The sequence below is a fragment of the Ectobacillus sp. genome, assembly GCF_056992975.1.
In genome coordinates this window covers 1-21,078 of sequence record NZ_JBXKMX010000106.1, presented here as the reverse complement: position 1 = coordinate 21,078, position 21,078 = coordinate 1, and the positions used below count along the sequence as shown (strand labels likewise).

General features: G+C 37.1%; 22 protein-coding genes, 1 pseudogene and 1 riboswitch. Of the genes and pseudogenes, 19 read left to right on the top strand and 4 right to left on the bottom strand.

The genetic code is table 11. The features are described from left to right. Positions 1-259: 259 nt before the first annotated feature. The 8 genes from rluB to AC11ZT_RS05615 all read left to right on the top strand — a co-directional run bounded on the left by rluB (position 260) and on the right by AC11ZT_RS05615 (position 8,712). On the top strand, positions 260-988 hold the full coding sequence (gene rluB, locus AC11ZT_RS05650; protein ID WP_484058668.1) for a 23S rRNA pseudouridine(2605) synthase RluB: 729 nt from the start codon (positions 260-262) through the stop codon (positions 986-988). A gap of 156 nt (positions 989-1,144) precedes the next feature. Beyond that, positions 1,145-1,672 carry a thiol-disulfide oxidoreductase ResA gene (gene resA / locus AC11ZT_RS05645; RefSeq protein WP_484058667.1) on the top strand — a complete coding sequence of 176 codons (528 nt, stop codon included), beginning with the start codon at positions 1,145-1,147 and terminating at the stop codon, positions 1,670-1,672. A 34-nt stretch (positions 1,673-1,706) separates the two neighbouring features. Next, positions 1,707-3,353 carry a cytochrome c biogenesis protein ResB gene (gene resB / locus AC11ZT_RS05640; RefSeq protein ID WP_484058666.1) on the top strand — a complete coding sequence of 549 codons (1,647 nt, stop codon included), beginning with the start codon at positions 1,707-1,709 and terminating at the stop codon, positions 3,351-3,353. Continuing rightward, complete coding sequence (gene ccsB, locus AC11ZT_RS05635; protein ID WP_484058665.1) at positions 3,334-4,491, top strand: c-type cytochrome biogenesis protein CcsB; 1,158 nt, start codon at positions 3,334-3,336, stop codon at positions 4,489-4,491. The genes resB and ccsB overlap by 20 nt, the downstream gene beginning before the upstream one ends. 267 nt (positions 4,492-4,758) lie before the next feature. After that, positions 4,759-5,475, top strand: coding sequence for a response regulator transcription factor (locus AC11ZT_RS05630; RefSeq protein ID WP_484058664.1), 717 nt, complete (start codon positions 4,759-4,761; stop codon positions 5,473-5,475). Further along, the gene (locus AC11ZT_RS05625) at positions 5,475-7,247 is read left to right on the top strand and encodes an ATP-binding protein (RefSeq protein WP_484058663.1); all 1,773 of its coding nucleotides are present in this window, start codon (positions 5,475-5,477) and stop codon (positions 7,245-7,247) included. The genes AC11ZT_RS05630 and AC11ZT_RS05625 overlap by 1 nt, the downstream gene beginning before the upstream one ends. Before the next feature lie 166 nt (positions 7,248-7,413). Beyond that, the gene (locus AC11ZT_RS05620) at positions 7,414-7,995 is read left to right on the top strand and encodes a cob(I)yrinic acid a,c-diamide adenosyltransferase (RefSeq protein ID WP_484058662.1); all 582 of its coding nucleotides are present in this window, start codon (positions 7,414-7,416) and stop codon (positions 7,993-7,995) included. Between the two features lie 90 nt (positions 7,996-8,085). After that, positions 8,086-8,712 carry a peptidoglycan DD-metalloendopeptidase family protein gene (locus tag AC11ZT_RS05615; RefSeq protein ID WP_484058661.1) on the top strand — a complete coding sequence of 209 codons (627 nt, stop codon included), beginning with the start codon at positions 8,086-8,088 and terminating at the stop codon, positions 8,710-8,712. A 74-nt stretch (positions 8,713-8,786) separates the two neighbouring features. Here the strand turns inward: AC11ZT_RS05615 and AC11ZT_RS05610 are convergent, their stop codons facing one another. Next, a complete protein-coding gene (locus tag AC11ZT_RS05610) occupies positions 8,787-9,470 on the bottom strand; it encodes a hypothetical protein (protein WP_484058660.1) in 684 nt (227 codons plus the stop codon). Between the two features lie 115 nt (positions 9,471-9,585). After that, on the bottom strand, positions 9,586-10,086 hold the full coding sequence (locus tag AC11ZT_RS05605) for an inorganic diphosphatase (protein WP_484058659.1): 501 nt from the start codon (positions 10,084-10,086) through the stop codon (positions 9,586-9,588). Positions 10,087-10,299: 213 nt separating this feature from the next. After that, positions 10,300-10,435, top strand: a riboswitch (FMN riboswitch). 147 nt (positions 10,436-10,582) lie between these two features. Between AC11ZT_RS05605 and AC11ZT_RS05600 the strand changes: the two genes are divergently transcribed. After that, positions 10,583-11,158, top strand: coding sequence for an ECF transporter S component (locus AC11ZT_RS05600; protein ID WP_484058658.1), 576 nt, complete (start codon positions 10,583-10,585; stop codon positions 11,156-11,158). A 97-nt stretch (positions 11,159-11,255) separates the two neighbouring features. Here AC11ZT_RS05600 and AC11ZT_RS05595 read toward each other — a convergent pair whose 3' ends face one another. Next, on the bottom strand, positions 11,256-11,504 hold the full coding sequence (locus AC11ZT_RS05595; RefSeq protein ID WP_379968574.1) for a ferredoxin: 249 nt from the start codon (positions 11,502-11,504) through the stop codon (positions 11,256-11,258). Between the two features lie 235 nt (positions 11,505-11,739). On the opposite strand from AC11ZT_RS05595, the gene AC11ZT_RS05590 reads away from it, so the two are divergent. The 10 genes from AC11ZT_RS05590 to AC11ZT_RS05545 all read left to right on the top strand — a co-directional run bounded on the left by AC11ZT_RS05590 (position 11,740) and on the right by AC11ZT_RS05545 (position 20,817). Beyond that, positions 11,740-12,795 carry a YpbB family protein gene (locus AC11ZT_RS05590; protein WP_484058657.1) on the top strand — a complete coding sequence of 352 codons (1,056 nt, stop codon included), beginning with the start codon at positions 11,740-11,742 and terminating at the stop codon, positions 12,793-12,795. After that, positions 12,785-14,314, top strand: a complete 1,530-nt coding sequence (locus AC11ZT_RS05585; protein WP_484058656.1) for a RecQ family ATP-dependent DNA helicase — start codon at positions 12,785-12,787, stop codon at positions 14,312-14,314. The genes AC11ZT_RS05590 and AC11ZT_RS05585 overlap by 11 nt, the downstream gene beginning before the upstream one ends. Continuing rightward, on the top strand, positions 14,307-14,894 hold the full coding sequence (locus AC11ZT_RS05580; RefSeq protein ID WP_484058655.1) for a lysostaphin resistance A-like protein: 588 nt from the start codon (positions 14,307-14,309) through the stop codon (positions 14,892-14,894). Before AC11ZT_RS05585 ends, AC11ZT_RS05580 begins: the two co-directional genes overlap by 8 nt. Continuing rightward, the gene (locus AC11ZT_RS05575; protein WP_484058654.1) at positions 14,887-15,348 is read left to right on the top strand and encodes a LysM peptidoglycan-binding domain-containing protein; all 462 of its coding nucleotides are present in this window, start codon (positions 14,887-14,889) and stop codon (positions 15,346-15,348) included. The genes AC11ZT_RS05580 and AC11ZT_RS05575 overlap by 8 nt, the downstream gene beginning before the upstream one ends. Positions 15,349-15,511: 163 nt before the next feature. Next, positions 15,512-16,252, top strand: coding sequence for a metallophosphoesterase (locus tag AC11ZT_RS05570; RefSeq protein ID WP_484058653.1), 741 nt, complete (start codon positions 15,512-15,514; stop codon positions 16,250-16,252). A gap of 27 nt (positions 16,253-16,279) precedes the next feature. Next, positions 16,280-17,176 carry a MerR family transcriptional regulator gene (locus AC11ZT_RS05565; protein WP_484058652.1) on the top strand — a complete coding sequence of 299 codons (897 nt, stop codon included), beginning with the start codon at positions 16,280-16,282 and terminating at the stop codon, positions 17,174-17,176. Positions 17,177-17,242: 66 nt separating this feature from the next. Next, entirely contained in the window at positions 17,243-17,848 is a 606-nt protein-coding gene (locus AC11ZT_RS05560) for a genetic competence negative regulator (protein WP_484058651.1), read from the top strand. Between the two features lie 193 nt (positions 17,849-18,041). Beyond that, complete coding sequence (locus AC11ZT_RS05555; RefSeq protein ID WP_484058650.1) at positions 18,042-19,319, top strand: Glu/Leu/Phe/Val family dehydrogenase; 1,278 nt, start codon at positions 18,042-18,044, stop codon at positions 19,317-19,319. A gap of 168 nt (positions 19,320-19,487) precedes the next feature. Next, positions 19,488-19,703, top strand: a complete 216-nt coding sequence (locus AC11ZT_RS05550; protein WP_484058649.1) for a DUF3961 domain-containing protein — start codon at positions 19,488-19,490, stop codon at positions 19,701-19,703. 133 nt (positions 19,704-19,836) lie between these two features. Then, positions 19,837-20,817, top strand: a complete 981-nt coding sequence (locus tag AC11ZT_RS05545; RefSeq protein WP_484058648.1) for a YpdA family putative bacillithiol disulfide reductase — start codon at positions 19,837-19,839, stop codon at positions 20,815-20,817. Positions 20,818-20,914: 97 nt separating this feature from the next. Here AC11ZT_RS05545 and AC11ZT_RS05540 read toward each other — a convergent pair. Then, a pseudogene (locus AC11ZT_RS05540) lies at positions 20,915-21,078 on the bottom strand (asparaginase); the annotation flags it as partial.

The window sequence follows — 21,078 nt, the reverse complement described above, 5'->3', positions numbered from 1 at the left end:
ATATGTAGTATTGTGTTTGTATCACTTATGTTTGCCTAGCATAATCCAGATTGTTTACGACTCTATTTTCTTTTTACGGGAAATTCTAGTATAATGAGAAAGCCCCACTATTAAGAAAAATGAGCTTAATAGTGGCCTTTTTATGTGACAATTTTTTGACGGAAAAGGAACAGAGTGTGGAGTTAATACGCAAATGACAGGGATCGCTTGTATTCCACTTTGCATGGCTATAAGATAAATTTGAGGTGAATAATTAAATATGGAACGTTTACAAAAGGTTATTGCTCAGGCCGGAATTGCGTCACGACGTAATGCGGAAGAGCTTATTAAACAAGGAAAAGTAAAAGTCAATGACGTCGTCGTGACAGAATTGGGAACGAAAGTGGCGAGACAAGATCGCATCGAAGTAAATGGCATTCAAATTGAAAAAGAAGAGCCGGTATACTTTTTGCTATATAAGCCCGTTGGAGTCATTTCAAGCGTAAGTGATGATAAAGGTCGCAAAGTAGTCGCAGATTTTTTCCCGCATATTGAACAGCGTATTTTTCCTATCGGTAGATTAGATTATGATACATCAGGTGTACTGCTAATGACGAATGACGGTGAATTTGCTAATTTACTTATGCATCCGAAGCATGAAATTGAAAAAGTGTATATTGCAAAGGTGAAAGGTGTACTTGATCGGGAGAAAATAACCATGCTTGAAAAGGGAGTTATGTTAGAGGATGGCAAAACTGCTCCAGCTCGCGTCAAATTGCTTGGCGGGGATCGTCGCAAAGAAACGGCAATTGTGCAAATTACGATTCATGAAGGAAAAAATCGCCAAGTACGAAGAATGTTAGAAGCGGTCGGTTGTAAAGTTGTGAAGTTAAAAAGAGAGCAATATGCATTTTTAGGGGTTGGAGCTCTTCGTCCAGGTGATTCAAGAGGATTATCTCCTCATGAAGTAAAACAACTACGGTCACTAGCACTTAAACAAACAAAGTAAAAAGTAGGGTGATCTTACTGTAAGATATTTACTACCTACAGGCTTGTTTTGTCAATTCATTTACAAAGCTTCGAAAAGGAATGGCCCTCTATTGGTTGAACTACATTTGTATCTGTCAACTTAGGACCATTTCTTTTCGTGTTAGGAGGAAATGCAATGAAAAAAAAGAGACTGCTCTTTCGATCTAGTATTCTACTTATTCTCATTGGTGCATTAGTATTTACGTTTTATCAAAACTTTTTCGCAGCTAAGGAAAAGGTGCAAATAGGAAAAACAGCACCAAATTTCTCTTTGGAAGATACAAATGGAAATCCAATTACTTTACAGAATTTACGGGGAAAAGGTGTTTTGTTAAATTTCTGGGGCACATGGTGCAAGCCATGTGAAGAGGAAATGCCATATATGAATGAATTATATGCAACCTATAAAGATAAAGGTGTAGAAATAGTTGCTTTAAACGCCGATGAAACGAATCTAGCAGTGAAAAATTTTGCACAGCAATATAAATTAACCTTCCCAATCGCAATTGATAAAGGTCAAAAAGTAATTAATACATACGGAGTAGGTCCTCTGCCCACCACATTTTTAATTGATAAAAATGGAAAAGTGTTGAAACAAATAACTGGTACACAAACGAAAGAACAAATTGAAGGGTATTTAAAGGAAATTGCAACGAAAGAATAGAAAGCCTTTACATGACAAAAATTGGGGTGAGGGAATGGAACACGTTACATGTGAATGCGGACACGTGAACCCTTTTGGTACATCCTTTTGCGAGAAATGCGGGAAGCCATTTACGCAAAATGAAGGTTTGTTAGATATGAAATATGAAGGAAGTGCAAGACGGTCTATTATACAGACGAAATCAATCGTTGATATTATTTGGGTTTTTTTTTCATCTGTTAAAGTTGGTATTTGGCTTATTGTGATTACGTTGGTTGCTTCCATGATAGGTACGATATTTCCACAGCAAATGTATATTCCACCCACTGCATCACCAAGCGAGTTCTACCAAGCACAATACGGAACGTTAGGTGAAATCTATTATACCCTTGGTTTTCATCACTTATATAGCTCTTGGTGGTATATGCTGCTTATTGCTGCAATCGGAATTTCCCTTGTAATTGCAAGTTTAGATCGTGTACTTCCCCTATACAAAGCGCTTGCCAAGCAAGGTGTGACAAGACATCCTAATTTTCTGAACCGGCAACGTTTATTTAAAAAAACGATACTATCTGAAGAAGATATTGACACATTAAAAGCAAATATGAAACGAAGATATTATCATATTCGCACCGAACAGGGTAATATACTTGCAGAAAAGGGACGATTTTCAAGATGGGGTCCCTACGTCAATCATTTGGGTATTATTATTTTTCTAATAGGCATTATGATGCGAGTTGTCCCAGGAATGTATGTAGATGAGCTTCTTTGGCTTCGTGAAGGACAGACAAAAGAAATCCCAGGAACAAATGGAATGTATTATTTAAAGAATGAAGCGTTTATTAAGGAAGTATATGATAGTCAGAAGGATGACAAAGTGTTTCAAAGCGCCATTACTCGTGTTGGCGATGGAATGATTCCAAAAAACTTCCAAACCAACGCTGTTTTATATAAAGTGATTGGGAACACGATAGCTGGAGAACAGCCGCAGTTAGAAAAAGTAGAGGATTATGCCATTCGGGTGAATGATCCGTTGAAATTTGCCGGTTATGCTCTTTATCAGGTCGATTATAAAGAGGGCGAATTTAGTAAAATGTTTTTTAATCTTGAAAACAAGGAATCCAAACAAAAATGGGGACCGATTGAAGTTGATCTAACTAATCCGAAAGAAACATATGACCTAGGAAATGGATATTCTACACAACTTATCAGTTATTTTCCTGATTTTTATTTAGATGAGCAAGGCAAGCCGAATACGAAAACGAAGATTCCGAACAATCCTGGTTTCGTGTTTAAGATGACTACTCCGCAAACACCTAATGGTGAGGTGAGCTTTGTAGGTATCCGTCAAAATATTGAAACAGATGGGAAGAATCTTTACAAGATATCGTTTGCAGGTACGGAAACGAAGAATGTCACTGCATTAACGGTGCGTAAGGATCGTACATTGTGGATGGTTGCATTTGGTGGCATTATTTTTATGATTGGTGTATCGCAAGGAATGTACTGGAATCATCGTCGTATTTGGGTGCAACGAGTGAATGATGAATGGTGGATTGCTGGGTTTACAAATAAAAATTGGTATGGGTTTCAAAGGGAATGTAAGAAAATACTAGAGGGGACTTCGATAGAAGAATTGAGTGATCAAGTTTTGGCAAAGAAAACGAGAGGTGGGGATCAAAGTGGCGGGACTGAGCAGTAACTTTTTATTTGTTGCATTCCTGTTGTACTTACTCGGTACCTTAGTTTTTGGAGGTGCAGTACGTGATAAAGGAAATAAGTGGGCAAACATTGGTATAATAATAACAATTGTAGGGTTTGTGTCACAGCTTCTTTATTTTATTACACGTTGGATTGCAGCAAAGCATGCACCTGTTAGCAATCTCTTTGAATTTACTACATTTTTCGGTATGATGCTGGTTCTTGCTTTTATCATTATCTATTTTATATATCGTTCTAGTTTGCTCGGATTGTTCGCTTTACCGATAGCACTACTCATTATTGCGTACGCAAGTATGTTTCCAACAGACATTGCTCCGTTAATTCCTTCTCTTAAGAGCAATTGGCTGTACATTCATGTTACAACTGCTGCCGCAGGAGAAGCGATTCTTTCGATTAGTGCAGTAGCAGGGCTGCTATATTTACTGAAGCATGTAGATCAAACCGTACGGAATGCGAAAACATTTTGGCTAGAGTTTATTATGTATTGTTTACTTGCAACGCTGGGATTTATTCTTGCTACTTCCTTATTTTCAGCTATCTCCTATGAAGCTAAATTTCAATGGACGAACAAAAATGATGAGAGAGTAGAAACTGCATACAAGTTTCCACCGCTTATTGGACTTCATGAAGGTACGGAATTGACAAATACGACCATAAAGCCAATTGTGCAATTACCAGCAGTACTTGATGCAAAGAAGTTGAATACATTTGTATGGTCATTGCTATTTGGAGTAGTGCTTTACATGTTGCTTCGCCTTATTTTGCGAAAAAGAATTGGCGCAGCCCTACAGCCTCTCATTCAGAAGGCAGACGACGAGTTACTGGATGAAATTGGATATCGTTCTGTTGCAATTGGATTCCCAATTTTCACCCTAGGAGCGATAATTTTTGCAATGATTTGGGCCCAAGCCGCCTGGACGCGAGTATGGGGGTGGGATCCGAAGGAAGTATGGGCGCTTATTACATGGTTGTTTTACGCTGCATTTTTGCATTTGCGCTTGTCAAAAGGATGGCATGGAGAACGCTCAGCATGGCTAGCTGTCATGGGATTTGCTATTATTATGTTTAACTTAGTTGCTGTAAATCTTGTTATTGTAGGCTTACATTCTTATGCTTAAGGAATGTCACGGTTTGTTTCTAAATTTGTCAATTTTTCTTCAATTTTATGAAAAACATAGTAAACTGGATGCGCCTTCTGTAAAATGTTAAGAGAGTTTCATGTTTACTATGTTAAAATGCCATTTCTGTAACAAAGTAATGGCAATATAATGTTGCTATTAAGAAAAATGAACAGAATAAAGAAGGTTAGCATGGTAATATTTAGAGTATATAGATGAAAGGCAGGTGGAATCCGAAGAAGAATTTATTCTTCTAACGGAATGACAATGGAAAAGGATGCAAAAATCTTAGTAGTAGACGATGAAGAACGAATTCGCCGCCTCTTAAAAATGTACTTAGAGCGGGAAAATTATACAATTGATGAAGCTGATAACGGAGATACTGCCGTTTTAAAGGCACTTCAAAATGATTATGATTTAATTATTCTCGATATTATGATGCCGGGTAAAGATGGCATTGAAGCTTGTAAGGAAATTCGTGAAAAAAAGGCAACACCGATTATTATGCTAACTGCAAAGGGTGAGGAAGTAAACCGTGTGCAAGGCTTTGAAGTAGGGACAGACGATTATATTGTGAAGCCATTTAGTCCTCGTGAAGTGGTGCTTCGCGTGAAGGCTTTGCTTCGTCGCTCTGCTTCGAATAACTTTTTCTCAAATGAAACGACATCAAAGGATGTTACAGTTTTTCCGCATCTTACAATTGATAATGATGCTCACCGTGTCGTTGCTGATGGGGAAGAAGTTGGATTGACACCGAAAGAATATGAGCTTCTTCTATTTCTAGCTAAGTCACCTGATAAAGTGTTTGACCGGGAACAATTGTTGAAGGAAGTATGGCAATACGAGTTTTTTGGTGATTTGCGAACAGTCGATACACATGTGAAACGTTTACGCGAAAAACTAAACAAAAAATCTGCTAATGCAGCGAAGATGATTGTAACAGTATGGGGCGTAGGCTACAAATTTGAGGTCGTGAACGATTGATGTTTTGGCGAAGCGTTGTAGGGAAGCTCTGGATTACGATTTTGCTTCTTGTTTCCTTTGTACTAGGCTTTGTAATGCTGTTATTACATCAATTCTTTCAAAGCTATTATGATAATCTAAGCGAGACACGTCTTACTCATTTTGCGACTCGTATATCTCAAATGATTGATGATGGTATGGATGAAAGAACCATTGAAAATATCGCATATCAGTTTGTCGACCCTCTCTCTCAAATTGTTGTGGTGAAGAGCGGGGCTACCATTTCCTACTCTCCAGAACAGGCAGGACTAGTTCGACTAACCCTTGATGATTTGAAAAAGGATAATGAGCTGGGACAAGTATTTACTGAAAAGAAGACAGTTAAAAAGAAGCTTCATGTACCAAAGGATGTAAGTACGAATAATGATGAAATCATGATTGTTGGTATACCTACCAAACAACAAAATGGAGGGGCTGTATTTGTATATCAGTCTCTTCAGGTTTCAAATCAGGCGATGGATAAGGCAACAGATTTCATTTTTTTATCAGCAGGCATTGCTATAATCCTGACGACTTTTTTTGCATTTTTTCTATCAACACGAATTACTGCTCCATTGCGAAAAATGAGGGAGGTCGCCTTTGAAGTTGCACGTGGGAAATTTGATGTAAAAGCAAAGGCCCGATCACAAGATGAAATAGGTGAGCTTGCTACGGCTCTTAATCAGATGGGGAAGCAGCTTAAGTTTAATATTAACGCCTTGCAGCAAGAGAAGGAACATTTATCAAGCATTTTAAGTAGTATGGCAGATGGCGTAATTACTCTTAATCATGATGGGGAAGCAGTTATGATCAACCCACCTGCAGAGCGCTTTGTAAAACTTTTGGATGAAGACTACAAAGCATTGGAAACGAAAGGTCATATCCCTGATGTTCTGACAAATTTATTTCACCGAGTTGTTCAAAGTGAGCAGCAGCAAGTCGTGGAAGTGAATTTTCAAAATGGTAATTATGTTGTACTTATGACACCACTATACAATCAAACGAATGTGCGTGGGGCAGTTGCCGTACTTCGTGATATGACGGAAGAACGACGGTTGGAAAAGATGAGACAAGATTTTATTGCAAATGTGTCTCATGAATTGCGAACACCGATGGTTATGTTGCAGGGATACAGCGAAGCCATTCTAGACGATATTGTTTCTACTAAGGAAGAAGTACATGAGTTTATTCAAATTATATATGATGAATCGGTTCGATTAGGACGTTTAGTTAATGATTTGCTTGATTTGGCCCGAATGGAAAGTGGAGTAGTAGAATTACATTGGGAAGTGATTGAAGTTGTTCCTTTTGTAGAAAAAATCATTCGTAAATTTCAAGGAATTGTGAAGGAAAAATCAGTTGAATTACATGCCGTCTATCGTTCTGACGTGAAACAGATTTCATTTGATCCGGATCGTATGGAGCAGGTGTTCACTAATTTAATTGATAACGCCGTTCGACATACTAATGAAGGCGGGGAAGTTCTCCTAATCATTGATCAAGATGCTAAGGGAGTGACTTTTGAAGTAAAGGATTCTGGTATTGGAATTCCTGAAGAGGATGTTTCCTTTATTTTTGAACGTTTTTATAAAGGGGATAAAGCGAGAACCCGTGGAAAGACAGGCGGAACAGGGCTCGGCTTAGCTATAGCAAAAAATATAATTGAAACGCACGGCGGTCATATTTCTGTGCATAGCGTAGTAAGCGAAGGTACAACGTTTTCGATTTTTTTGCCTAAGCATATAGGTAGATAACAAAAAGCTCTTACGATTGCTTTAGCAAAGCAATCGTAAGAGCTTTTTGTGTGTAATTAGGTAGTGAAAGATGCGAAGTATAGAAAATACAGATAAAATAAAGGAGTACGTGCATTACTTCTAGAAAATTGTAAACTATCATTGCATGAGAAGGGTAGGGGTATAAATGAAATTGTATACAAAAACCGGTGATGAAGGTAAGACGAGCTTAATAGGGGGGCGAGTGGATAAAGATCATGCTCGTGTAGAAGCGTATGGAACAATTGATGAGGTCAATTCGTTTTTAGGGCAAGCGATGACACTCTTGAAAGATGAAGTATTTTCTGATTTATATAAAGAGCTTGAAAAGGTGCAACATGAATTATTTGATTGCGGTGGAGATTTAGCAGTTGTCAATAATAAAATCCCTTATAAAGTTACGGAAGACATGATTACTTTCCTAGAAGAACGCATTGATGTGTATATTCAAGAGGCACCACCACTCGAACGATTTATATTACCGGGTGGGTCTCCAGCTTCTAGTGCTATACATATTGTAAGAGCGATTACAAGACGGGCAGAGCGTGAGATTGTTTCACTGAAAAAAGCAGATGCTATTAACGAGAACGTATTAAAGTATGTGAATCGTCTATCAGATTATTTATTCGCGGTAGCACGAGTCATTAATGCAAGACTTGGTGTTAAGGATGTAGAGTACGAAAGAAGTGCAATTGTATTTCGGAGCAAAGAGGAAGAAACCTCTAATTGATAAGTAAAGTATGTGTTTCCTTTTGTAAATCTGTATACTAGTTTGACTTAATGAGCAAACTAATACGGTGAGCTTTAGGAGGGATATTAGATGAAATGGTTGAAGCTCGTGTTCATTTTCGTATTCATTTTGCCGGTTCAAACAAAGGCAGAAACCAAATGGACATGGCCCGTATCGGGTGTTATAAGCGATTATTTTGGAACGCGAAATGGACATCACTACGGAATCGATATTGCTGCAACAGCTGGGACTGCTGTTCTAGCTGCTAGTTCGGGGAAGGTGACAAAATCGTATTATAGTAAGAGTTATGGCAATGTTATTTTTGTTCGTCATTCGAACGGATATGAGGCGATTTATGCACATTTAAGTAAACGCATTGTTACAGTTGGACAAGTTGTTCAAAGTGGACAAAAAATTGGTGAGGTAGGCAACACCGGTTTATCACACGGGGCTCATCTCCATTTTGAAGTACATAAAGGTGCTTGGAATGTAGCAAAAACAAATGCAGTCAATCCACTTCGTGTATTAGGAAATGTACCATCAGAAATAGTGTCATCTACATCTTATTCTGTGAGAAAAGGAGATACACTGCGTAGCATCGCTGCAAAGTTCGGTGTGACTGTTCGAGAATTAAAAAGCATAAATCATTTGCAGAATGATACAATCTATCCTTCTCAGCAGCTGCGTATACAAGGAATGCGGACAAGTATAGAATGATAATACTAACTAATGATAACAAGAAAACAGACCATCCTCCCATTGATGGTCTGTTTTTAAGTCGTTAGTATGTATTACCAAAAAATAAAAATACAAATAAATCCGGTAATCATGATATAGCTATAATAATATAAAACTTTTTTTCGTGTTTTGTCTTTTTGTTTCCAAAGTACAATTGTCGGGTCAATGAGTCCGATGACCAAGCAAAGCAGTCCGAGTAGCATCGTGAAAACAGAAATTGCAAAGAATAATTTTTGAATGATATATGGAAGAAGCAGCTTGAGAATATACGATGGAATCGCAGCGTAAAATATCGATGCTACATACATATTTATCGGAGAAAGTGACCGATATCCTGGCAACTTTCGCCAAAAGGATCTGGTGGCTACTTCTACTTCAATAGCAGTGTAGTTCGCAATGATTTCTTGAACTGATTTTCCATCGTTTAAAAAATAAAAAATTCGATTTGATTGACCTTGAAAAACAAATTCTGATTTTTTAAAGAAATGATCAATTTTTACATGATTCCATGTTTTCCAAGGATGTCTTTCTAATAATTTAATACGATTATCTACTTTTTTATCATATTGATAAATACTAATGCCGTCCTTATCAAGTGAAGCGTAATACGCATTTGTTGAAAATTCTCCTAGTTCAACTGGACAATATAACAATAAATCTCTTTTTAAATAAAAATATTCCTTACGCAGACTTTTCTTCATAAACTGATAAACAGTCTGTTTTTGCGTTTTCTTCATGACATTTCCTCCAACAAAGAACTGCCGTTTCTTCACCATATAACATACTAGCACTTTGAATTTATAAACACCAGTGTATATGCTAAAATGAGTTTACAACATCCACAAATTATTGTTATTCTTGTGCTCTTTTGTACCGAGCTATACAATCATCAATCAGTGAAGAAGCAGCTTCTGCACCTTCCCATGCGCCTATTTCTGTTTTTTTCCCTTGTAAATCTTTGTATGTTTGAAAGAAATGGGAGATTTCTTTTAATTTATGCTGCGGAACATCATCTAATGACGTAACATCTTGAAAACGAGGATCTTCAGTTGGGACCGCTATGAGCTTTGAGTCCTCTTCTCCGCCATCTATCATGTTTAAAAACCCAATTACACGTGCATCAATGACGCAGCCAGGAAAAGTTGGGTTCGTGACGAGAACAAGAATATCTAATGGATCACCATCATTTGCTAATGTATGATCTATATATCCGTATTCAGCTGGATAAAACATAGGAGAGAAAAGTACACGGTCTAATTTAAAAACACCTTTTTCTTTATCGAATTCATATTTATTTTGGCTGCCTGTTGGAATTTCGATAAAAGCCTCAACAATCCTGTTTTCAAATGCCATGAGAGCATCCCCCTTTAATAAGTATGAAATGAGAAAAATCAGACTATAGACTAAATAAACAAAGCCAAGTTAAGGCAATGGCCTGTATATAACTTTAGGACATAAGTATAATCGAAATTAGTAGTCACTTCAATGAAATGGTATAAAAATCAGACATTTTTCTTCACAATTTATGCGGAATATTGTATAATTAACTCATAAAATCAAATATCGATCTATCTTCGGGGCAGGGTGCAATTCCCTACCGGCGGTGTGAGAGCAATATGCTTTTAAGCCCGCGAGCCGTTATTTGGCACGATTCGGTGAGATTCCGAAGCCGACAGTACAGTCTGGATGGGAGAAGATGGAGGTTCGGCGTTATCATTATATTTATGAGAGCGTTATTTACCGTACTGTAAATTCTCCCCTTTTCATACTGAAAAGGGGATTTTCTATAAGTACGATAAGGACCATCCCATTTTCCAAAAGAAGATCGGAGGAAAAGGGAGAGAGAAAAATGAAGAACAGAAACGTAACAAAAATGGTATCTGTAGCGATGTTAGGTAGTATTGCTTACTTACTTATGATGTTGGATTTTCCATTTCCGGGATTTCCCGTATTTTTACGAATTGATTTTAGTGATGTACCAGCTCTAGTGGCAGCGATTATGTTTGGACCAGTTGCTATGATGATCGTAGAAGCTACGAAAAATGTTTTGTATTATGGTATCCAAGGAAGCTTAACAGGTGTACCGGTTGGGGAGATTGCTAACTTTATTGCAGGATGCATTTTCATTTTGCCAGCAGCGTATTTGTACCGAAGATATCGTTCTGTTAAAGGGTTAACAACAGGCCTTGTTATTGGGACAGTAATTATGACGGTCAGTATGAGTGTATTGAATTATTACCTCATTTTGCCTGCGTACACATGGTTTTTAAATTCACCTGCAATGTCTGGTGCAGGAATGAAACAACTCATTATTACAAGCATATTGCCATTTAATATTATTAAGGGAGTATTCATTGCTGTAGTGGCTGTTCTTCTTATTAGCCGATTACAGGTTTGGATGAGTCTAAAAATGAAAAATGCTTAATTACCATAATTAAACGACTGAATGTATAGTTCGGTCGTTTTTGCTTTACATAAAAAAAGCGTTATTCCTAGTTGGAATAACGCTTTTTTTTACAATATTATTCGAATTTTGTAGCGTCGCCATCAAATGGTTCTTCAGCAACTTTGATTGAATCAGTTGGACAACCTTCAAAAGCGTCCATCATATCATCTAGAAGAACGTCAGGAATTTCAACGATTCCTTTGTTTTCATCTAATGTTACGAATGCTAGACCTTCATCATCATAATCATAAATGTCTGGTGCAGATGCTCCACAAGCTCCACATGCGATGCATGTTTCTTTATCAACGATAGTATACTTTGCCATTTTTGAAAACCTCCTAATAATATGTATCAAATGTTTTTCAGAAAAATCTAATGAAAGAAATTCTAAACCTATTGTAAAACGGTTTCTTCAACTTTTCAATTAAAAACTCGTGGAAAATATATGTTTTGTTATAAAATCGACATGTTTTTTAAGCGCTCTCAATTTTCCTACTATGACGATACTTGTTTTTTTTTGTTACAATATAGATATATGATGTAGAAAAGGGGAGTTTGCTTTGCAACTTTCACATACGATTTTGTATGGGCTTAGAAAAATTAATGGTGAACGGACGACTGCTTCTATTTATCATCTTTTAAAGGGAAAGCGTTCTTCACAAACCCTACAAGATGGGACGGTATATGGATTATCCTTTTTGTTCGGAATCTATAAAAAACTAAGTCGACACGTATATGATGAGCTAATTCATCAATTATTAAACCTAAATCACATTGTGAAAATTGAAGAAAATACTTTTTTGCTTTCTTCATCAGGTGAAGCAGTGCTTACACAGGCTCTTCATGTTACCCCTTTTCCTCCCAAGTTAAATGGCTTTGTATATAAAGATATAACAGAAGTCGTGTGGAAGCGGTTATCCTTACTTATACAAACCGTTTCTCATTTACAAACATATACGTCGTTTCTGCCTGTACAGCAAGACCATGACACTACATCCTGGGTGAGAACATTCTTATTTTCTCTTCCATATTCGAGAGAACAGGTCAGGGATAAGCTTTATGAGGAAATCCTTAAAGTGCTAGGTGCACTACCAGATGAGGATGCAGCTAAGTTTGTTTTTCGTTTAACAGGTACACATCGCGTTGGACTCACTAGTGAGCAACTCGCGTTATACTATTGTGAAGATTCATTTCAAGCACATATGTCGTTTCTTGGAACCCTTCATTATCTGATATCACGTATGGAACAAGATAATGAGTTCTCTCTTTTAAAGGAATTAATTCCTGAACGTGATGATTTTGCCACATTATTAAGCATGTCTGCACAAAAAACGTACATGCTATGGAAAAACGGGAGAGGAATAGAAGAAATGGCTAGCTTGCGTGGGTTGAAACAAAATACGATAGAAGATCATTTAGTGGAAATAGCAATGCATGTGCCTTCGTTTCAAGTAGATCGTTTTGTATCAGATGATAAGTTAAAGCGAATTCGTACTGTAATTCGGGAAGTGAATACGAGAAAGCTACGTGTACTTAAAGAGTATGTAGGTACAGATATTGATTATTTCTCCATACGTCTAGTACTCGCAGCGTTAGGAGGAGCCAGTGAATCTTGAAGCATTGCTACAGGAAAAGTTCAAGTATGCTACGTTTCGTACAGGACAAAAGGAGATTATTATTGATTTACTAGCGGGGCATAATGTCGTTGCAATGCTCCCTACGGGCGGTGGGAAGTCAATTACGTATCAACTACCTGCATATGCACTAGATGGAGCCGTTGTCATTGTGTCTCCGTTACTATCACTTATGGAAGATCAAGTAAACCAGTTGCGTATGATTGGCGAAAAACGAGTAATAGCCTTTAATAGTTTTCGTACGTTCGAAGAAAAACAAGCAGCAATGCGCCGTATACATAGGTATAAATTCATATTTGCTTCACCAGAAATGTTACAATCCACGCAATTTGTTCTGACGCTGCAACGCATTCAAGTAGCCTTATTCGTAGTAGATGAAGCCCACTGTATATCACAGTGGGGTCATGATTTTCGTCCAGATTATCAGCGTCTATACCGAGTTGTGAAAAATCTAGGTAATCCTCCTGTTCTTGCACTAACAGCTACAGCAACGCAGCCTATGTTAGAGGATATTGTAAGTAGCTTATGTTTAACCGATGTCAGGATGCACCTATTTTCGATTGACCGACCCAATATTGCCCTTTGTGTTAATAAGGTTGAATCGATAGAAGAAAAAAAGAAAGTCTTACTTGATTATGTAAAGAAATTACAAGGCCCTGGAATTATATACTGTTCGAGTCGGTACTGGTCAGAGGCGATCGCCCATTATTTACGACAAGAAGGAATAGCAGGCGTTTCTCATTATCATGGGGGGATGGAGCAAGAAGACCGTATGCTAATTCAGCAGCAGTTCATCAATGATCAGTTACGGATTATATCATGTACAAGTGCTTTTGGAATGGGGATTAATAAACCGAACATACGTTATGTTATACATTTTCAATATTCTTCCAATATCGAATCCTATTTACAAGAGATTGGGAGAGCAGGGCGTGATGGGCAGAAGAGTGTTGCCATTATTCTACTTTCGCCGATGGATCATGAAGGACCGATGCATTTGATAGCAGATGAACTCCCAAGTAATGAACGAATTACAAATTTTTTAAGGAGCATAGAACAAAAGAAGGAAAGTCTGATATCTGTAGATCAAGCAGAAGAAGTGGCTCGAAATACGTTTGAATTCACAGAGCAACATTGGCGGTTTTTGTACTTTCAACTAGAAAAACTTGGTGTAATAACGGAAGAAGGGTTGGATAAAAATAAGCTTGGAGCTAACGTCAGGGAAGTATTAGTAACGGCAGCTACGTCGTTGCTTCAGACAAAGATTGATAAATTACAAGACATGCAAAGATGGCTTGAGATTAAGGGATGTAGACGTGAAGGATTGTTGCAGCTCTTTGATTATACACTGGAGGAAAAACCAAACCCTTGCTGTGATAGGTGTGGGATAGACATTGCTAATTATTGTGAAAATGATAATGCTACAATCATGGAGTGTATGGATTGGAAATTAGAGTTACAGCATTTGCTTTACCCAAATCTATGGAGGAAACATGAATAAAGAGCAGAAAGTAAAAGAAGCAATGTCGGAACGTGAACTTCGCTTAAATTTGTATATTACACAAGCTATAATTATCGCTCTTACCATTTTTTTATCATACATGCTATTTCATGATGTTACCGTTCTCTATTTAATGTTTGTGTGGAATCCAAAAGAGATTATAATTTTAGGTGGGGGCATTGCTTGTATAATTGTGTTGATAGATTTAGCATATACGAAATTATTGCCAGAAGAATGGCTTGATGACGGTGGGATAAATGATCGAATATTTCGTGGCATTAGCATACCACATCTTTTTTTCTTAACTTTACTAATAGGTACTTCGGAGGAATTATTATTTCGTGGTATTGTACAAACGAAGGTGGGGCTCGTATATGCTAGTATCATTTTTGCAGTCTTACATATCCGCTATTTAAAAAAGCCATTTTTATTCATTTTTGTATTATTTATAAGCGTGGTATTCGGTACTTTATTTTTATGGACTGGGAATATCCTCGTTACTATTTTTGCACACTTTCTTGTGGATTTTATTATGGGGTTATATGTAAGAAAAACAAGGGAGGGAGAAGAACATGTCTGAATCTGCATCATCGTTACAAGAAGAGAAAAAAGACGAAATACAATCTTTACCCCCAAGAAATGAGGTACATAGAAAACGAGATGCGAAAAAAAAGAAACGTCATATCCAATACTTGTTTATCCGTTTCCTTGTTGCCGTTTTTATTCTATTACCAGTTGCTGTTTATTTTTTTACAAATCGTTATATCGTTCAAAAGCAAAAAGAATTACAGCAAAATTCAAAAATATTTGAAGAAATTTTTTTTGAAAAGAAAAGTGTACAAACAGAACAGCCCAAACAATCAAATCAAACGGGTACATTTACTTTTCATAAAGTTACGGACGGAGAAACGTTGGAGAGCATTGCCAAGTTTTACTTTCCTAATGATGACGGCGTTTCAATTATACTAAAAAATAATTCACTTCAAAATAAAAGTGTAACAGTTGGACAAGTGTTAAAAATCCCATCGCGGTAATCGTTTTTATAAGTGATTGGTGTTATGATAAACCTTCCTTGCAGTAAGGAAGGTTTATTTATTAAGTACAGTCCATTGTCTTTTATCTTTGATACATGAATGTGTTATTATCTGTATAGGTTATTTAATATGGTATGTATAAGATAAATATAAGGGGTATGTTATGGTTGGGTTTGTTGCAATAGTTCTATTAGGTTCTATAATGATTTGCTATCAATATAAAGCAGTACAAAAAGTAACGGTTCGAAAGCAAACTATAATATGTGAAGACTTTCCTAATAGCTTTGGGGAGATTTCTATTTTTTATATTTCGGATATTCATCAGCGTCTCGTGTCACCCTCTATAGTGGAACAGGCAATAGGTATAGCGGATTTTGTTGTCATTGGAGGAAACGTGACAGATAAGGGAGTGCCTTTGGAACGAGTCTCACAAAATATTGAATTGCTAAGGAAGGTTGGTCCTATCTACTTTGTATGGGGAGAAAAAGATTATGAAGGCGATGCACATGATCTCGATGCACTTTTGCTCGATCATAATGTAACGATACTCGATAATACCCGTGCGATGTTTGAATCAAGTAGTGGAGAATTACTTGTTCTTCTTGGTGTAGATGACGTTTCGTTAGGTAGAGATCGACTCGATTTGGCTTTAAGCGATGCAGAAGAAACTGGATTTCGTATTCTCGCTTGTCACGATAGTAGCATTGCGAATAAAGTGACTGCAAGTGATCGAATTTCACTCATTTTAAGTGGATATACAAAAAATCCATCATTTGAAGGAGGGATCAATTTGTTAGATCACACGAAGTTATTTTGTAGTAACGGATACAGTTCATCGTATATTCCCTATCGGTATCCTTCATCAGAAGTATGTTTACTTACAATAAAAGCTAATGACAATTGATACGTTTGGTAAAGTGGGGACATAGATATGGAAACTTATCAAGGAAAATATAACATTAAAGCAGTTTCGAATATGCTTGGTATTCAACCGGGGACGTTACGTGCATGGGAGCGAAGATATCAAATAATAGCTCCGAAAAGAAACGAAGCAGGACATCGGCTTTATACGGAAGAACATGTTAAAATACTTAAGTGGCTTCTTGAGAAAGTAAATGAAGGGTTTACGATTGGTCAAGCGGTCAGCTTATTAGAAAGCAATCAATTAAATACGCAATTATTCAATAAAGAAGATAGCCGTGTTGAAATTTTAATTGACTCTATTCTCCATTCTCTGCTACAATTTGATGAAATTAAAGCTCATGAATATTTAAATGAATCATTTAGTATTTTTTCCGTCGATAAGGTAATGATGGATATTATTTCTAAAGTATTGATTAAGGTCGGAGAGATGTGGGAGAATCATAAAATTACAAGTGCACATGAACATTATGCTACATCTTTTCTTCGATCTCGCATTGGAATGATTTATCACAATCTACCAGTAAACACAGTTCTTCCTAAGGCAATTGCGGTTTGTGGTCCCGGTGAAGCTCATGAACTTGGCCTTTTAATTTTTACTATTTATCTAAGAAGAAAAGGGTATCAGGTCATCTACTTTGGTACGAGTATTGTCGAATCTGATATTGATATCGTAATAGAGGAAGTAAATCCGAAGTTCGCTTTTTTCTCTTGTACACTTCAAAAGAATGTAGTGCCCACAATTAAATTGGCGAACCGTCTCAGAGAAACGTATAAATTTCTAACGGTTGGCCTTGGAGGATCTGCATTCACGATGCTGCCTAGTCAAGAAAAAGAAGCTTTGCAGGAATATATGGTAGGTATAACGAAAGAAGAATGGGATCGGTGGATGTCACAAATGTTATGATGAACCATCCCATTTCTCTTTCATATACTAATTTAGATGCTGCTGTTGATGTTAGGAGGGTATGGGATGAGGCTGGAACGACTAAATTACAACAAAATTAAAATATTTCTAACGTTTGATGATTTAATGGAACGGGGTTTGACCAAAGAAGATTTATGGAAAAATGCTCCGAAAGTACAGCAACTGTTTCGTGATATGATGCAGGAGGCAAATCGTGAGCTTGGGTTTGAAGCAGATGGTCCAATTGCTGTTGAAGTTTTTTCATTACAAGCACAAGGCATGATTGTTATCGTAACGAAGGAGCGTCTAGAGGACGATTTAGAAGAAGATTTTAGTGATGAATTTATTGAAATGCAGGTTACGCTAGATGAAAGCGATGATATATTATATGAATTTTCTTCACTAGACGATGTGATTGCGCTAGCGAACAGACTCCATTCATTAGGGATTATGGGCGGAAAATTATATTCGTTTCAAGATAGATTTTATGTTCTGTTAGAGGAAGATATGATACTTAACAAGGAAAATATGATTGCAATTTTAGCTGAATACGGTAATTCAGCTACTATAACGATCTATCGTTTGGTTGAATATGGAAAAGAATTAATGAAGGAACGAGCAATTGAACAAATTTATTCTTATTTTGTTGCAAACAATGGCCTCAACTCATAAAGTTGAGGCTGTTTATGTCATGGTAAGGCATCGCTCCACGTAAGGCTATTTATTAGATTTGCACAGCCTAATTGTAATCGTTTACAAGCAGGCTATGCAAATCTAGAATGTATAGTGGTATTCGTTTGTGCATTCCAAATGTATCCGTGTATACTCAAGCAATGTGAAAGAATAGAAAAGTAGGGGGTTAATCATGGTAGCCGAGAATCAGGATCAAAAGCAACAACAAGAACAGCATTTAAAATTGTTACAATCAACTCAAATTGTAATAAAAGAAGCACTAGAAAAACTGGGCTATCCGCAAGAAGTATATGAGTTGTTAAAAGAACCTATTCGTATGATGACCGTAAAAATCCCCATTCGAATGGATGACGGACATGTTAAAATTTTTACGGGCTATCGTGCTCAACATAATGATGCAGTTGGTCCAACTAAGGGTGGAATACGCTTTCATCCAAATGTAACTGAAAATGAAGTCAAGGCACTTTCAATATGGATGAGCTTAAAGTGTGGAATTGTAGATCTACCATACGGCGGAGGAAAAGGTGGAATCGTCTGTGATCCGCGTGATATGTCTTTTCGAGAACTTGAACGATTAAGCAGAGGATACGTTCGCGCCATTAGTCAAATTGTAGGACCTACAAAAGATATTCCAGCTCCAGATGTATATACAAATTCACAAATCATGGCTTGGATGATGGATGAATACAGTCGGATTGATGAATTTAATTCACCGGGATTCATTACAGGTAAACCAATTGTATTAGGTGGATCACACGGTCGTGAAACTGCTACGGCCAAGGGAGTTACCATTATGATTCGTGAGGCTGCAAAGAAACGTGGTATTGACGTAAATGGTGCTCGGGTTGTTGTGCAAGGATTCGGAAATGCAGGAAGTTATTTAGCGAAATTTATGCATGATGCAGGTGCGAAAGTAATTGGAATTTCAGACGCATACGGAGCAATGTATGATCCTAAGGGACTAGATATAGATTACTTACTTGATCGTCGGGATAGTTTTGGTACGATTACTAAATTGTTTCAAAATACGATTACGAATAAAGAATTACTAGAACTTGATTGTGATATCCTTGTCCCAGCGGCAATAGAAAATCAAATTACAGAAGAAAATGCAGCCAATATTAAAGCTAAAATTATAGTGGAAGCGGCAAATGGACCTACTACGCTGCAGGCTACAAAGATACTTTCGGATCGCGGTATTTTACTCGTTCCAGATGTTCTAGCTAGCTCTGGTGGAGTTACTGTTTCCTATTTCGAATGGGTACAAAATAATCAAGGCTACTACTGGACAGAGGAAGAGGTAGAACAACGTCTTGAGAAAGTTATGGTAAAGTCATTTAATTCTATTTATGAGACGGCACAAGTACGAAAGGTTAATATGCGTTTAGCTGCTTATATGATTGGTGTTCGTAAGATGGCAGAAGCAAGTCGTTTTAGAGGCTGGGTTTAATTTATTTTTACATAGGAACGGAAGAGACTCAAATAGACCGTTGCGCAGAAACTTTGCAGTGGTCTATTTTTTTTAATAAAACAAAAAAGAACACTTGTTCGTTTCTACTCTTCATGGTATACTTTTCTCATAAGGAGAACACTTGTACGAAGAAAAGGGGAGAAGAGAATGAAAGCTGCGTATAATCAATCAGTTGTACTACCGTCTCATTACGTGGATGAAAAACCTAGACATCAAGTTAAAGTAATTACTCTTATTGAGCGCTTAGATATGTTTTTTGGTTTGGAATCAAGAGGGGATCGTGTATGGTTCTATGGATTTTACGGCATTTCACTCACCATTTTATTATTTATTTTTGTAGTAACACAAATGATGGCACTATGAAATGGAAGTAATATATTAGATACATATAGAGTATATCTCTTAACCCTACGTAAGTAGGTTTTTTCTTTTTGGACAGATAATTCTTTTCGTGTCATAATTATTGTTGGTATTTATGGTAGGGAGTGATAGAAACATGCAAAAAGAAAGAGTAATTATTATTGGCGGAGGACCGTGTGGTCTAGCGGCAGCACTATCCATGCAAGAAATTGGGATTAATGCTTTAGTGATTGAGAAAGGGAATATTGTTAATGCAATCTATCGGTATCCCACTCATCAAACGTTTTTTTCTTCGAGCGAACGCTTAGAAATCGGCGGAGTACCCTTTATTACAGAAAACCGGAAGCCTGTACGTAATCAAGCGCTTGCATACTATCGAGAAGTAGTGAAACGGAAACAAATTCGCATTCAAGCGTTTGAAGAAGTTAACGCTGTTTGGAAGCAAGAAAATGGATTATTTCATGTTCACACTACAAAACGTGACGGAAATAGTTGTGTGTATGAATCAAATCATGTAATTATTGCCACAGGGTATTATGATCATCCAAACTATATGAACGTTCCTGGTGAAGAGTTAGAAAAGGTGTTTCACTATTTTAAAGAAGCTCATCCATATTTTGACCGGGATGTTGTTGTCATTGGGGGAAAAAACTCAAGTATTGATGCAGCACTAGAGCTTGTGAAGAGCGGAGCACATGTTACGGTATTATATCGCGGTGAGGTATACTCTCCTAGTATTAAACCATGGGTTTTACCAGAGTTTGAATCCTTAGTTCGTAACGGCGTGATTAAGATGGTGTTTCAAGCAAACGTAAAGGAAATTGAAGAACATACGTTAACATATATTGTGAATGGTGAAGAGGTAACAATTAATAATGACTTTGTCTTTGCCATGACTGGCTACCACCCTGATCATAGCTTTTTATTAAATATGGGTGTACGCATCGATCCAGAAACTGGACGGCCTGCATATAATGAGGAAACAATGGAAACAAATGTACAAGGTATATTTATTGCGGGGGTTATTGCTGCGGGAAACGATGCCAATGAAATTTTTATTGAAAACGGAAGATTTCATGGTGACCAAATTGCAAAAACGATTGCTCACCAAAAATAAATAAGTTCACCAAAAAAACGTAGATTAAAGAGAGATGGCTGTTCTTCTCCTCTAGACTACGTTTTTTTATCTTGCTGCCTACTAAAATAAGTTACCCTCATTGATGAAATAATTTGCGAATGTCCTCAATTGTCGATGCAACCTCAAGTGCGACTAGTAATTTTAACCGTGCTTTTTGACCGTTTAATCCATTAGTAAAAATCGCTCCCATTTCCTTTAGCTGCTTTCCCCCACCTTCGTAGGAATATACATCTTGTGCAA

Excerpts from the sequence above, each read along its gene's own strand:
- rluB (WP_484058668.1), top strand. The coding sequence starts at position 260 with ATGGAACGTTTACAAAAGGTTATTGCTCAGGCCGGAATTGCGTCACGA.
- resA (WP_484058667.1), top strand. The coding sequence starts at position 1,145 with ATGAAAAAAAAGAGACTGCTCTTTCGATCTAGTATTCTACTTATTCTC.
- resB (WP_484058666.1), top strand. The coding sequence starts at position 1,707 with ATGGAACACGTTACATGTGAATGCGGACACGTGAACCCTTTTGGTACA.
- AC11ZT_RS05630 (WP_484058664.1), top strand. The coding sequence starts at position 4,759 with ATGGAAAAGGATGCAAAAATCTTAGTAGTAGACGATGAAGAACGAATT.
- AC11ZT_RS05625 (WP_484058663.1), top strand. The coding sequence starts at position 5,475 with ATGTTTTGGCGAAGCGTTGTAGGGAAGCTCTGGATTACGATTTTGCTT.
- AC11ZT_RS05620 (WP_484058662.1), top strand. The coding sequence starts at position 7,414 with ATGAAATTGTATACAAAAACCGGTGATGAAGGTAAGACGAGCTTAATA.
- AC11ZT_RS05615 (WP_484058661.1), top strand. The coding sequence starts at position 8,086 with ATGAAATGGTTGAAGCTCGTGTTCATTTTCGTATTCATTTTGCCGGTT.
- AC11ZT_RS05610 (WP_484058660.1), bottom strand. The coding sequence starts at position 9,470 with ATGAAGAAAACGCAAAAACAGACTGTTTATCAGTTTATGAAGAAAAGT.
- AC11ZT_RS05605 (WP_484058659.1), bottom strand. The coding sequence starts at position 10,086 with ATGGCATTTGAAAACAGGATTGTTGAGGCTTTTATCGAAATTCCAACA.
- AC11ZT_RS05600 (WP_484058658.1), top strand. The coding sequence starts at position 10,583 with ATGAAGAACAGAAACGTAACAAAAATGGTATCTGTAGCGATGTTAGGT.
- AC11ZT_RS05595 (WP_379968574.1), bottom strand. The coding sequence starts at position 11,504 with ATGGCAAAGTATACTATCGTTGATAAAGAAACATGCATCGCATGTGGA.
- AC11ZT_RS05580 (WP_484058655.1), top strand. The coding sequence starts at position 14,307 with ATGAATAAAGAGCAGAAAGTAAAAGAAGCAATGTCGGAACGTGAACTT.
- AC11ZT_RS05575 (WP_484058654.1), top strand. The coding sequence starts at position 14,887 with ATGTCTGAATCTGCATCATCGTTACAAGAAGAGAAAAAAGACGAAATA.
- AC11ZT_RS05570 (WP_484058653.1), top strand. The coding sequence starts at position 15,512 with ATGGTTGGGTTTGTTGCAATAGTTCTATTAGGTTCTATAATGATTTGC.
- AC11ZT_RS05565 (WP_484058652.1), top strand. The coding sequence starts at position 16,280 with ATGGAAACTTATCAAGGAAAATATAACATTAAAGCAGTTTCGAATATG.
- AC11ZT_RS05560 (WP_484058651.1), top strand. The coding sequence starts at position 17,243 with ATGAGGCTGGAACGACTAAATTACAACAAAATTAAAATATTTCTAACG.
- AC11ZT_RS05555 (WP_484058650.1), top strand. The coding sequence starts at position 18,042 with ATGGTAGCCGAGAATCAGGATCAAAAGCAACAACAAGAACAGCATTTA.
- AC11ZT_RS05550 (WP_484058649.1), top strand. The coding sequence starts at position 19,488 with ATGAAAGCTGCGTATAATCAATCAGTTGTACTACCGTCTCATTACGTG.
- AC11ZT_RS05545 (WP_484058648.1), top strand. The coding sequence starts at position 19,837 with ATGCAAAAAGAAAGAGTAATTATTATTGGCGGAGGACCGTGTGGTCTA.